Origin of the sequence: Streptomyces sp. NBC_01197, from assembly GCF_036010505.1 — a bacterium.
In the GTDB taxonomy this organism is placed as follows: domain Bacteria; phylum Actinomycetota; class Actinomycetes; order Streptomycetales; family Streptomycetaceae; genus Streptomyces.
Genome location: NZ_CP108569.1, coordinates 3,665,695 through 3,677,900 on the forward strand (window position 1 = coordinate 3,665,695; position 12,206 = coordinate 3,677,900).

General features: G+C 70.7%; 13 protein-coding genes. 5 read left to right on the forward strand and 8 right to left on the reverse strand.

The features are described 5' to 3' along the window. Positions 1-28: 28 nt before the first annotated feature. Positions 29-1,321, reverse strand: a complete 1,293-nt coding sequence (locus OG452_RS16660) for an MFS transporter (protein WP_327296387.1) — start codon at positions 1,319-1,321, stop codon at positions 29-31. Further along, positions 1,318-1,971 (reverse strand): GntR family transcriptional regulator, encoded by a 654-nt coding sequence (locus OG452_RS16665; RefSeq protein WP_327296388.1) that lies wholly within the window; start codon positions 1,969-1,971, stop codon positions 1,318-1,320. Before OG452_RS16665 ends, OG452_RS16660 begins: the two co-directional genes overlap by 4 nt. 88 nt (positions 1,972-2,059) lie before the next feature. Here OG452_RS16665 and OG452_RS16670 point away from each other — a divergent pair, with 88 nt between their 5' ends. Further along, positions 2,060-2,284, forward strand: coding sequence for a hypothetical protein (locus tag OG452_RS16670; RefSeq protein ID WP_327296389.1), 225 nt, complete (start codon positions 2,060-2,062; stop codon positions 2,282-2,284). A gap of 60 nt (positions 2,285-2,344) precedes the next feature. On the opposite strand, the gene OG452_RS16675 is transcribed toward OG452_RS16670, so the two are convergent. Further along, positions 2,345-2,749: a pyridoxamine 5'-phosphate oxidase family protein gene (locus OG452_RS16675; protein ID WP_327296390.1), complete on the reverse strand. Its 405-nt coding sequence runs from the start codon at positions 2,747-2,749 to the stop codon at positions 2,345-2,347. 198 nt (positions 2,750-2,947) lie between these two features. Between OG452_RS16675 and OG452_RS16680 the strand changes: the two genes are divergently transcribed. Further along, positions 2,948-3,421 (forward strand): carboxymuconolactone decarboxylase family protein, encoded by a 474-nt coding sequence (locus OG452_RS16680; RefSeq protein WP_327296391.1) that lies wholly within the window; start codon positions 2,948-2,950, stop codon positions 3,419-3,421. Between the two features lie 149 nt (positions 3,422-3,570). Here the strand turns inward: OG452_RS16680 and OG452_RS16685 are convergent, their stop codons facing one another. Both OG452_RS16685 and OG452_RS16690 read right to left on the reverse strand, forming a co-directional pair. Further along, positions 3,571-5,013 carry a carboxylesterase/lipase family protein gene (locus OG452_RS16685; RefSeq protein ID WP_327296392.1) on the reverse strand — a complete coding sequence of 481 codons (1,443 nt, stop codon included), beginning with the start codon at positions 5,011-5,013 and terminating at the stop codon, positions 3,571-3,573. Positions 5,014-5,103: 90 nt separating this feature from the next. Further along, positions 5,104-6,057, reverse strand: coding sequence for an MBL fold metallo-hydrolase (locus OG452_RS16690; protein WP_327296393.1), 954 nt, complete (start codon positions 6,055-6,057; stop codon positions 5,104-5,106). A gap of 136 nt (positions 6,058-6,193) precedes the next feature. On the opposite strand from OG452_RS16690, the gene OG452_RS16695 reads away from it, so the two are divergent. From OG452_RS16695 to OG452_RS16705, 3 genes are all read left to right on the forward strand, one after another. After that, positions 6,194-7,183 carry a helix-turn-helix domain-containing protein gene (locus OG452_RS16695; protein WP_327296394.1) on the forward strand — a complete coding sequence of 330 codons (990 nt, stop codon included), beginning with the start codon at positions 6,194-6,196 and terminating at the stop codon, positions 7,181-7,183. 153 nt (positions 7,184-7,336) lie between these two features. Then, on the forward strand, positions 7,337-8,245 hold the full coding sequence (locus tag OG452_RS16700; RefSeq protein WP_327296395.1) for a zinc-binding dehydrogenase: 909 nt from the start codon (positions 7,337-7,339) through the stop codon (positions 8,243-8,245). A 70-nt stretch (positions 8,246-8,315) separates the two neighbouring features. After that, a complete protein-coding gene (locus OG452_RS16705; protein WP_327296396.1) occupies positions 8,316-9,233 on the forward strand; it encodes an AraC family transcriptional regulator in 918 nt (305 codons plus the stop codon). A 199-nt stretch (positions 9,234-9,432) separates the two neighbouring features. Here the strand turns inward: OG452_RS16705 and OG452_RS16710 are convergent, their stop codons facing one another. The 3 genes from OG452_RS16710 to OG452_RS16725 form a co-directional block, all read right to left on the reverse strand. Then, positions 9,433-9,624 (reverse strand): DUF397 domain-containing protein, encoded by a 192-nt coding sequence (locus tag OG452_RS16710; RefSeq protein ID WP_327296397.1) that lies wholly within the window; start codon positions 9,622-9,624, stop codon positions 9,433-9,435. A gap of 170 nt (positions 9,625-9,794) precedes the next feature. Next, positions 9,795-11,210 carry a dihydrolipoamide acetyltransferase family protein gene (locus tag OG452_RS16720; protein WP_327296398.1) on the reverse strand — a complete coding sequence of 472 codons (1,416 nt, stop codon included), beginning with the start codon at positions 11,208-11,210 and terminating at the stop codon, positions 9,795-9,797. Between the two features lie 14 nt (positions 11,211-11,224). Next, positions 11,225-12,205: an alpha-ketoacid dehydrogenase subunit beta gene (locus OG452_RS16725; protein WP_327296399.1), complete on the reverse strand. Its 981-nt coding sequence runs from the start codon at positions 12,203-12,205 to the stop codon at positions 11,225-11,227. Position 12,206 lies beyond the last annotated feature (1 nt).

Below are 12,206 nucleotides of genomic sequence, written 5' to 3' on the forward strand. Positions count from 1 at the left end.
GGAGCCACGGGCTCACGCCGGGACAGCCTCACGCCGGGACGTGTACGGCCTCCACCCGGCTGGCCACCAGCCGCTCGCTCTCGCGGCGTGCGCTGCGCCGGCGCAGCCGGAGGATCTGGGTGACGCCCAGCGCCTCCAGGACGAACACGGAGCAGAAGGCGATCCGGTAGTTGTCGTCCGTCGCGTCCAGCAGGACTCCGACGGCGAGGAGCGTCGTCATCGACGCGACGAACCCGCCCATGTTGACGATTCCGGACGCGGTGCCCTGGCGCTCCGGCGGGTTGGCGGGGCGCGCGAAGTCGAAGCCGATCATCGAGGCGGGGCCGCAGGCGCCGAGCACCGTGCACAGCGTCAGCAGCAGCCACATCGGCGCGTGGTCGCCCGGGTAGGCGAGGGTGCTCGCCCAGAGCAGTGCGGTCGCACCCACCGTGGACAGCGCGATGGGGGCGCGGGCGCCCTGGTGCCGGGCGATGATCTGCCCGTAGACCAGGCCCACGACCATGTTCGAGAGCACGATCAGGGTGAGCAGTTCACCCGCCGTGGCACGGGACAGGCCCTGCGCCTCGACGAGGAACGGCATCCCCCACAGCAGCAGGAAGAACATCGCGGGGAACTGCGTCGTGAAGTGCACCCACATCCCGAGCCGGGTGCCGGGCTCGCGCCACGCCGCGGCGATCTGCCGGCGCACGGACGCGGCCCCCGGGTGCGGGGCGGGCAGCGGTTCGAACCCCTCGGGGTGGTCCTTCAGGAAGACCAGCATCACGACCAGCACCAGCACCCCGGCGAGCGAGCTGCCCGCGAAGGTGGCGGTCCAGCCGAAGCCGTGCAGCGTACGGGAGATGACGATGGTCGAGACGAGGTTGCCGGCCATCCCGACGAGACCAGCGAGCTGCGCGACCATCGGCCCGCGCCGGGCGGGGAACCAGCGGGCGCCGAGCCGCAGCACGCTGATGAAGGTCATGGCGTCACCGCAGCCGAGCAGCGCGCGGGAGGCGAGGGCCGTGCCGTACGTGGGGGAGAACGCGAAGCCGAGCTGCCCCAGCGTGAACAGCACCACGCCGAGGGTCAGCACCTTCTTGGTGCCGAGCCGGTCCACGAGCAGGCCGACGGGTATCTGCATCCCGGCGTAGACGAGCAGCTGGAGTATGGAGAAGGTGGAGAGCGCGGAGGCGTCGATGTGGAAGCGGTCGGCGGCGTCGAGACCGGCCACGCCCAGGCTGGTACGGAAGACGATCGCCACGAAGTAGACGGCGACGCCGATCGACCACACGGTGACCGCGCGCCTGCCTCCCGGCGGATCGGCGGGCAGCACGGCGCTCATCGGTCCTCCCCCCGGGCCAGACTCCGGATCCGGGTGACATGCCGCTGGACGACCGCGACGGCGTCGTCGGCGTTCCCGTCACGCAGCGCCTCCAGGATCTCGCCGTGCTCGGCGAGGGTGGTGGCGGTGCGGTCGGGGTGCGCATGGAGCACGGCGACGCCCATCCGCAGCTGCCGGTCGCGCAGCTGGTCGTAGAGGCGGGAGAGGATCTCGTTCCCGGCGCTGCGGACGATCTCCGCGTGGAAGCAGCGGTCGCTGACGGCGGCCCCGGCCAGATCACCGGCCGCCACCTGCGCGGTCTGCTCGGCCAGCAGCTCGGTCAGCCGCTCGATGAGCTGGGGAGCGGCGGGCACGGCCTTGCGCGCGGCGAACTCCTCGACCAGCAGCCGGGTCTCCACCACGTCGTGGATCTCCTGCGCGGAGACGGCGAGGACCAGGGCGCCCTTCTTCGGGTAGAGCTTGATGAGCCCCTCGACCTCCAGCTTGAGCAGCGCCTCGCGCACGGGCGTACGGGAGACCCCCACGGCGTCGGCGAGCTCGCCCTCAGTGAGGAGCGTCCCGCCCTCGTAGCGACGGTCGAGTACGGCCTGCTTGACGTGCGCGTAGACGCGGTCGGCGGCGGGGGGCTGTCTCAGCGGGGCGACTGGCATGCGCACAGCATAGATACAACAGGGATACGTTGGGGAGAGGTGTCCGCATGGCGGGACACGGATGGGCGGCGGATGGGGCGGCAGATGGGTGATATCCAGGGCATTCGGCCCTGCCCCGGCCATCCGAGCCCCTCTCTCGACTTCTGCCGCCTTCGTCGGCCCGGACGGCAGGATCGCCTGGTTCGACGTGATCCGCTGGACGCTCGTCGTCCTGCTGTTCGTACTGACCCTGATCGGGCGCGAACTGCCTGTGGCGCACGAAGCGCTCGCGTGGAGCAGGGCCTCGATCCCAGCCGCTGAACCACACAGGTGACCCCCGCCGGGGACCCACCGGGGCCGGGCCCGCCCACCTCCGGCAGCTCCGGCGTCACTGTTACCGCGCGACGCCGAGCAACAGCCAGCGACGCACAGTGACTTGAAGCAGTACGCGTCCTCCGTCCGGGCGGTCGGGAACCGTGACATCCCAGGCGTACTTCGCCGAGAACGCCGCCATCACCTCTGCGGGGAACCCGTCACGGTGGAGCTGCACCTCTCCCTCCGCCACGACGGGGACCCGGCCGTCCTCCAGCGCCAGGGACGCCCGCGGGTCCGCCCGGAGATTCCGCACCTTGACCGAGCCGCTGTCCACGCCGATCCACCAACTGCCCCGGAGAAAGACGAACCACACGGGCGTCACATGGGGTGACCCGTCGGGACGGACACCGCACAGCCAGACGTTGCGCTCGGTGGCCAGCCGGTCCAGGACAGCGGGGTCGGTCGGATGCTCGACAGTAGTCATCCGCCCATCCCAGCCCACGCGGCCACCGCCCCGCTTCGGTCCTCAGTCGCGGACGGCCCGGACTTTCGCCCTACGCCCGGCCATGTCGCCCCCGGCCCGGAACCCGGGCACCCACCTCACATCGCGCGCGCATGTCACAACTCGCCGGGCTGCTCCGTCGTATCCATGTAGGCATCGACAACGACAGAGGAGCCCACCATGGGTGCCCGTATCAACATGTTCGAGAACCCGGTCGCCGGCAAGGTCTGGAAGCACATCATCGCGGCGGGCAAGGCGGTGGCCGACTCGTCGCTGCCGGCCGCGACGCAGGAGCTGGTGAAGATCCGGGCGAGTCAGATCAACGGCTGCGGCGGCTGCCTCGACATGCACACCAAGGAGGCCGCCGCAGCCGGTGAGACCGCGGTGCGCCTCAACCTGGTCGCCGCCTGGCGGGAGACCACGGTCTTCACCGAGGCCGAGCGGGCGGCGCTTGAGCTGACGGAGCAGGGCACCCGCCTTGCCGACGCGGCCGGCGGCGTCACGGACGACGCCTGGGCGAACGCCACCAAGCACTACGACGAGGACCAGCTCGCCGCCTTGGTGTCCCTGATCGCCGTCATCAACGCCTTCAACCGCGGCAACGTCATGATCAAGCAGGCCGGCGGCGAATACCGGGCCGGAATGCTCGGATAAGGCGTATCCGCTGTCGGCCGGACCGGAGACATCCTTCCGGTCCGGCCGGCCGGGAACTCGGTTACAGCAACTCTCGGATGGCCCTTCTGGGTCACGTCCCAGAACGGCACCGAGACATTATTTGCCGAACCGCGTGTAGGTCTCGCTGTTCAGTCCCCTCCCCCTTCCGGGGGACGGCCGCCAAGGATCTCCGCCAGCGGGCGGTGCGGATCGTACGGAGCCCAGCCCGGGCTGCCGGTCCGGGCGAACGCGACCCAGGCACCGTGTACGTGGGCTGCGAGTCCTGCTGGAGCGGGGCCGGGGCCCAGCAGGCGGGTGTCCCCGTGCAGCCGGGGTGCGTCGGCTGTGTCGAACACGAAGGGCAGTTCCACGGTGTGGGCAGCGCCGAGTCGCCCGCCCAGAGCCGTCGAGCGGTAGCCGAACGAGTAGAGGTGCGTGCGGCCACCCGAGATCCGCGCGTGGGCCTGCGCCATGCGCGTCGTACCGGCCGTGAACAGGGCCTCCCCCAGCAGGGCGGAGCGCAGCTCGCCCGGTGTCGAGCCCGGCCGTGCCGTGCGGTGCGCGGCGAGGGCGGATTCCGGGTCCGCGTGGACCCGGCCGGCGACCGTGAGCAGGCCGGCTTCCGTGGTGGACTCCAGGTCACCCTGCGGTACGAGGTAGAGGTGCCCCTCCTCGGTATTGGTGCCGATGAGCAGGTCGACGTCGGCGGCCGGGCCGTCGGCGAGACCGTCGGCGGGCTGGACCGGGAGGACCAGACTGAACGGGCTGAGCCCGGCCAGCGGGTCCTGGGCGGTGCTGGTGCGCAGATCGAGGCCGGCCAGTGCGGGCAGGATCGCCAGGAAGCGCTCGTCCGGGATGGGGGCGAACGCCTCGGCGGTCGGTTCGACGCCCAGCGCGGCGGCCGCGGCGGCGGCGACCCGTTGTGCCTGCTCCGGGGTGAACGCGCCGGTGCCGTTGCCGCTTTGGATAATCGCCCGGCGGAACAGGCCGCCGGCCCTGGGTGTCGCCAGCAGCCCGCCGATGAGCGTGGCACCCGCGGACTGGCCGAACACCGTGACGTTGCCGGGGTCGCCGCCGAATGCCGCGACTGTGTCCTGTACCCAGCTGAGGGCGGCGAGCAGGTCGAGCAGTCCGCGGTTGGCCGGAGCACCCGCCAGATCGAGGAACCCGGGGATGCCCAGGCGGTAGTTCACCGTCACGAGAACGACGCCGTCACGGGCGAACGCACTGCCGTCGTACAGCGCGGCCCGGCTCGATCCGGTGACGAACCCGCCTCCGTGCACGAAGACCATGACGGGGCGGCTGCCGCCATCGGCGGCAGGCGTGTGGACATCGACGGTCAGGTACTCGTCGCCGGGCACCCAGCCCGGTCCGAAGTAGGGCGCCATGTCGAGCCGGCCGAAGTCGCGGGCCGGCTGGGGAGCCGTGGGCGCGGGCCGCGTGCCGTCGCGGACACCGGCCCAGCCCGGGTGGGGGGCGGGTGGCGAGAAACGGCCGGCGCCGACCGGCGCCGCAGCGTAGGGGATGGCGCGGTGGCGCTCGCCGGTTCCGTCACGGACACCGCGCACGGCGCCGGCTGGGGTTGCGACCACCGGATATGCCAGTACCGGGTCTGCCGGAGTTACCGGATTTGCCTGTCGGAGCACGGGCGACTCTTCCTGTGTGGAAAGGGCTTGAGGACATCAGGACAGGCGGGAGAAGGCCGCCCACTCCTTGATCGCGAACTTCGACCCGCTGCGAGCGACCTCCGCGGCGCCGTGGCCGCCGAAGTGTGCCGGGAAGACGAGCGCGTTGCTCTCGGCGGCGCGGCCGAGCAGCTTGTGCCGGGTGGCGCGGGATTCCACCGGGTCCTCGCAGAAGCAGGAGTTGGTCTCCGGCTCGGCGATCTGCAGCGCGGTGTGCACCAGGTCTCCGACGAACAACGCCCGATCGCCGCCGGATTCCAGGGTGAGCACGGACGAGCCGGGGGTGTGCCCGGGAGCGAGGTCGAGGCGCAGGTTCTTGTCGATCCGGTACGTCTCCTCCCACAGGTGGGTGAGTCCCGCCTGGTGGACCGGCGTGACGCTGTCCTCGAAGACGTTCTGGTTTCCCCGGCCCAGTACGGACTTGTTCTCGTTGGCCGGGTCCCAGAAGTCGAAGTCCCGCCGGTTCATCAGATACGTGGCGTTGGGGAAGGTCGGCACCCAGTTCCGGCCGTCCAGCCGGGTGTTCCAGCCGACGTGATCGATGTGCAGATGGGTGTTGACCACGATGTCGATGTCCTCGGGCCGCACCCCGGCGGCCGCGAGTTGGCCGAGATAGCCGGTATCCAGGCGGCTCCACACCGGTGCGTAGGGCCGGTCCTTGTGGTTGCCCACTCCGGTGTCGACGAGGATGGTGCGTCCCTCGCTGCGCAGCAGCCAGGACTGGATCGCCGACTGGCACTCTCCCGTCTCCGGGTTCCAGAAGTCGGGCGCCAGCCATTCGCGGTGCCTGTCCCACGAGCCGTCCTGGCTGCCCGGAAAGAACTCGCCCGGGGGCATCCCGACCGAGCCGTAGAACTCCTTGATGCGGGTGACGGTGACGTCACCGAAGGTGAGCTGCTCCGGGCTCTGATCCGAGATCTGTTCCGGGATCTGTTCCAGGTTCTGATCCATGTGTCCGTCCTCAGGTCCGGGGTACGTGGCCGAATGAGACCGATCCTGGGCACGCGGACGGGGACGCACCACTCCCCGCTTGTCCTACCCCTCGCAGGGTGTGGCTGGGGCCGGTCGCGCACCGAATACTGGGGTGATGACCGGACCCGGACCCCTCGGCACCTTCCTCCAAGCCCGGCGGGCGCGGCTGCGCCCCGCGGACGTCGGCCTGCGCGACCTCGGGCCCCGCAGGCGGGTGGCCGGCCTTCGGCGCGAGGAACTGGCCCAGCTGGCGGGCGTCAGCGTCTCGTACTACGCACGGCTGGAACAGGGCCTGTCCCGCGGCGCCTCGGCCGAGGTGCTCGACGCGATCGCCCGCGCTCTCCTGCTCGACGACCACGAGCGCGAGCACCTCGACCGGCTCGCCGGCGCCGCCCGCCACACTCCCCGGCCGCGCCGCCCGCGGCCCGAGAAGCTGACCGACGAAACACGCGACCTCCTCCGCGCCGTCGACGGCGTCCCGGCGCTCGTGCTCGGCCGCCGTACCGACGTACTGGCCTGGAACGCCCTCGGGCACGCCCTGCTGGCCGGTCACCTGGACCCACTCGGCCCGGACGATCCGGCGCTACGCCCGAACATGACCCGGATTCTGTTCCTCGACCCGCACTGCCGGGAGCTGTACGCGAACTGGACGCGCAAGGCCCGCGCAGTGGTCGGCAACCTGCGCATCGCCGTCGGCAGGCACCCGGACGACCCGCTGCTCGCCGGGCTGATCGGCGAACTGACCATGAGAAGCCCGGAGTTCGTCGCACTGTGGGCGGACCACCGCGTGGCACCGTGCGACGCCGCCACCTACGAACTGCGCCACCCCGTCGTCGGTACGGTGACGGTGACCCAGCAGACACTGTCCATCGCCCGCTCACCGGACCAGGCGCTCATCGTGTGCACCACCCCCGCCGGTTCCTCTTCCGAAGAGGCCCTCGCGCTCCTCCGGCAGGTGAGCGCAGGCCGGACGCCGCATGCGATCAGCCCAGGCGGCAAGCAGCGCAGTGCGTGCCTTCTCAAGACATTGCCGGGCATGTCCGTGCCCGTTACAGCGTCATCCACCGGATGGGTGCAGGGCTCGACGCGCCGCAAGTCGCACTGACACAGATCGTCAACTGATCGATTCTCACGGGTCTGGTCGCTGTCCCGGTCCTGCGTAGGGTTCCAAGAAGACGGCAGTGCGGCATTCGCGCACTTGATCTGTTGCCGCGCCGAGTGTTCAGGCGCACCCACGCGAGAAGGAGACACACCCCCTATGCGCGCCCTTGTGGTCGATCACAGTGAGGCCGGACCGATCCGGTTCACCGATGTCGATGAGCCCGTACCGTCCACCAGTGAGGCGCTGGTGGAGATACGGCACATCGGTCTCAACTTCGGAGAGCTGAATTACGTGGACCAGTGGCCGGCCGGCGCTGTGCACGGTCACGACGCGGCCGGCGTCGTGGTGCGCGCCGCATCCGACGGCTCGGGGCCGCCCGAAGGTACGCGCGTCGCAGTGGGAATGGCTCCCCACGCGTGGGCGGAGCGGGTGGCAGTCAGCCCCGCCTCGCTCGGCAGCGTCCCCGAGGGCGTGGACCTGGCCGACGCCGCCGCGCTGGGGATCGCCGGGGTCACCGCGTTCCGGGTGCTGCGCAAGCGTTCACTGCTGGCGCGCGACGTGCTGATCACCGGCGCCAGCGGGGGCGTGGGGCACTTCGCCGTCCAACTGGCGGCGCTGGCGGGTGCCCGGGTGACGGCACTCGTCGGTTCGCCGGAGCGGGCCGCCGGGCTCCGCCGACTCGGGGCCGACAAGGTCCTGACCGACCTGGCCGAGACCGGGGACCGGTTCGACCTCGTCCTGGACACGGTCGGCGGGCCGCTGGTGGCCCAGGCGTGGAGTTCCCTCGCCGAGGGGGGCACCATCCACCTGGTCGGTTACTCCTCGGGGCAGGAAACCACGTTCCCGTCAGGGGCCTTGTTCGGCTTCGGTGAGCCCCGCAGTATCGCCACCTACGGCGACATGACGCCGACCGGCGGGGAGCTGACGGACCTGCTGGGCCTCATGGCCGCCGGGAGGCTCTCGGCACCGGTCGGACTGCGAGGCGACTGGCAGGGCGTGGACGACGCCGTACAGGCGCTGTTCGCGCGGAAGGTGCACGGAAAGGTCATTCTTGACGTGGTCTGAGGCTGTTGACGAGGACACATGCGCCTCGCCCGCCGGTGGGCGGTTCGCCGTGGTGGACGAGAATGGACCCATGGATGTGCTGGCGGAGGTCTTGCGTGTTTCGGGTGCGCGTGGGGCGCTCGGGGTCATGCTGAAGGCCGGAGGAACGTGGGGCCTGTGGCTGGACTCCTCTCCAGGAGCGGCACTGCACGTGGTGTCCCGCGGCACTATGTGGCTCCACGTCGCAGGCGGGAAACCTCTTCAAGTGCAGGCCGGAGACGCCGTCCTGGTGTCGCCGGGCACCGCACACGGGATAGCCGGGGGCGCCGGCGTGACGATGGGTTCCTGCGACCGTGAGGCGGCGGCCCGGTCTTTTGGCGATGGCCGGGCCCTGCGGCTGGGCTCGGCGCCGGTGCAGACGGAAGTGATCGTGCTGCACTATGAGCAGGACCCGGAGGTGCGCACACCGGTGCTTACCTCCCTCGCTCGGCCGATGCACGTCACAGCCCGCGAGAACACGCAGCTCGGAAGGACCGTCGGACTTCTCGCTGCTGAGCTCGCACAGCCGCAGATCGGCACCACCGCCGCCGTCAACAGCATCGTCGACCTTCTGCTCGTCCAGTTCGTACGCGCCTGGCTGGCCCGCCACCCGCAGGAGCAGTCCGGCTCATGGCTGGGAGCGATGCGTGATCCGGTCGTGCGCCACGCTCTGGCATGTGTCCACGCCCAACCGGGACACCCGTGGACCACGGAGACCCTGGCCGCCGCGACGAGCGTCTCCCGGGCGACGCTGTCCAGGCGTTTCCGGTCCGCCCTCGGACAGACGCCGGGCGCTTACGTGACGCAGTGGCGCATCGACCTGGCGTCCGTCCGGCTCCGCGATACCGATGAGCCGGTCGAGTCGATCTCCGGCGCGGTCGGCTACGCCTCTCCGCACGCTTTCAGCCGGGCCTTCAGACGTGCCCGGGGCACAGCCCCGGGCGAGTACCGTTCTCGACTTCGCACGTGATCGTGGTCGCCGGAGGCGTATCGGCTCCAGGTTCCTCCAGCTTCAGTGGCCAGGTGGTGTAACTGGACTTGATGAGCCGGAACATTGCCATGCCCTCATCCCCATGCCGAGACATTGCCGAGAAGGTAGCCGGAAGCCACTTTCCCAGCATCTCTTCGAGGGGCCCCTCGTCGAGGCGTGCGCCAGCCATCCCGTCTGCTCAGTCAGAGAATTGCTGGCTCACCACGTGAGCGCGGAACAGGTCCCACGCGGTCGGTCCGACACCGATCACGGGCCCCGTCACGTCCTTCGAATCGCGCACGGCCGCCGTGCCGGGGATGTTGCGGGCCACCTCGACACATTCGCCGCCCGATGTGCTGTAGCTGGACTTCACAAAGTCGAACTGAGTCACGGCGCGGGCTGCTCATCGTCCAGGCGCTGGCCGCCCGTTGGGACGTACAGACCCTGGCCGTGGGCAAGGCCGTCTGGGCCGAGCTGGACGTAGTGAGCGCCGCCTTGCGGACATAGCGCGGCCCCCGGACGCACAACCGCGTCCGGGGGCCGTTCAGTCGCTCGGGCCGCCTACGCCCAGGTGATCAGCCGCTTCGGCTGCTCCAGGATCGCCGCGATGTCCGCGAGCACCTTCGAGCCGAGTTCGCCGTCGACCAGGCGGTGGTCGAAGGAGAGCGCCAGCGTGGTGACCTGGCGGGGCTTGACCTTGCCCTTGTGGACCCACGGCTGGAGCTTGATCGCGCCGACCGCGAGGATCGCGGACTCGCCCGGGTTGAGGATCGGCGTACCGGTGTCGACGCCGAAGACGCCGACGTTGGTGATGGTCACCGTCCCACCCTGCATCGCCGCCGGGGACGTCTTGCCCTCGCGGGCCGTGGAGACCAGTTCGCCCAGCGCACCGGCCAGTTCGGGCAGCGTCTTGGCGTGCGCGTCCTTGATGTTCGGGACGAGCAGGCCGCGCGGGGTCGCCGCCGCGATGCCCAGGTTGACGTAGTGCTTCCGCACGATCTCCTGGTTCGCCTCGTCCCAGGCGGAGTTGACCTCCGGGTTCCGCTTGATCGCGACCAGCAGCGCCTTGGCGACCAGGAGCAGCGGGTTGGCCCGCAGCCCCTCGAAGGCCTTGTCGGTCTTCAGCTCGGCGACGAGCTTCATCGTGCGGGTGACGTCCACCGTGACGAACTCGGTGACGTGCGGCGCGGTGAAGGCGCTGCCGACCATCGCCTGCGCGGTGGCCTTCCGTACGCCCTTGACGGGGATACGGGTCTCCCGGGCGTCGGACGGGCCGGCGCCCGCGACGGCCGCCGGCTCCGGGGCCGTCGCGGGCGCCGGTTCCTGCTCCGCCGGGGCCACGGCCGCGTGGACGTCCTCGCGGGTGATGATCCCGTCCGGGCCCGAAGGGGTGACCGTGGTCAGGTCGATGCCCAGGTCCTTGGCGAGCTTGCGGACCGGCGGCTTGGCCAGCGGGCGGGCCACGGTGTGGCCGTTGACCGGCGCGGCGGCCGGTTCGGCGGCGGGCGGCGCGTAGTACGTGCCCTCCGGCGCGGCCTCCGGCTCCGGCTCCGCGCTCTTGCGCGCCCGGCGCTTGGTGGACGCCTCCGAGACCCCGTACCCGACCAGGACCGGCTGGCGGGCGGCGGGCGCCGCCTCCTGCCCGGGCTCCTCCCCGGACTCCTTCTCGGCGGGCTGCTCGATCTGCTGCGGGGCGGCGGCCGGTTCCGGCTCCGAACCGGGTGCCCCGCCCACCGTGATGATCACCTGGCCGACGTCGACCGTGGTGCCCTCCGGGAAGCGCAGCTCACGCACCACACCGTCGAACGGAATGGGCAGCTCCACGGCCGCCTTCGCCGTCTCGACCTCGCACACGACCTGGCCGTCGGTGACGGTGTCGCCGGGTGCGACGTACCACTTGAGGATCTCCGCCTCGGTGAGTCCCTCGCCCACGTCGGGCATCTTGAACTCCCGTACCGGGATCGCGATATCAGTCATGGTCACGGCGCTCCTCAGTACGCAAGCGAGCGGTCGACGGCGTCGAGCACCCGGTCCAGGCCCGGCAGGTACTCGTCCTCCAGGCGCGCCGGCGGGTACGGCACGTGGTATCCGCCGACCCGCAGCACCGGTGCCTCCAGGTGGTAGAAGCACCGCTCGGTGATCCGGGCGGCGATCTCCGCGCCCGTACCGAGGAACACCGGCGCCTCGTGCACCACGACCAGCCTGCGCGTCTTCTCCACCGAGGTCTGCACGGAGTCGAAGTCGATCGGGGACATCGACCGCAGGTCCAGGACCTCGACGGACTTGCCCTCCTCGGCCGCCGCTGCCGCCGCCTCCAGGCAGACCTTCACCATCGGGCCGTACGCGGCGAGCGTCAGGTCGGAGCCCTCGCGGGCCACCTTCGCCTTGTGCAGCGGGTGCGGGATGGCGTCGGTGTCGACCTCGCCCTTGTCCCAGTACCGCCGCTTCGGCTCGAAGAAGATGACGGGGTCGTCGCTCTGGATGGCCTGCTGCATCATCCAGTACGCGTCCGACGCGTTGGACGGCGAGACGACCTTCAGGCCCGCCACGTGCGCGAAGAGCGCCTCGGGCGACTCGCTGTGGTGCTCGACCGCGCCGATGCCGCCGCCGTACGGGATACGGACGACGACCGGCAGCTTGATCTTGCCGAGCGCACGCGCGTACATCTTCGCCAGCTGCGTGACGATCTGGTCGTACGCGGGGAAGACGAAGCCGTCGAACTGGATCTCCACGACCGGCCGGTAGCCGCGCAGGGCCAGGCCGATCGCGGTGCCGACGATGCCCGACTCGGCGAGCGGGGTGTCGATGACCCGGTCCTCGCCGAAATCCTTGTGCAGCCCGTCCGTGACCCGGAAGACGCCGCCGAGCTTGCCGACGTCCTCGCCCATGATGAGGACCTTGGGGTCGGTGTCGAGCGCCTTGCGCAGCGACTCGTTGAGCGCCTTCGCGATGCTCATGTTTTTGCCGGCCATG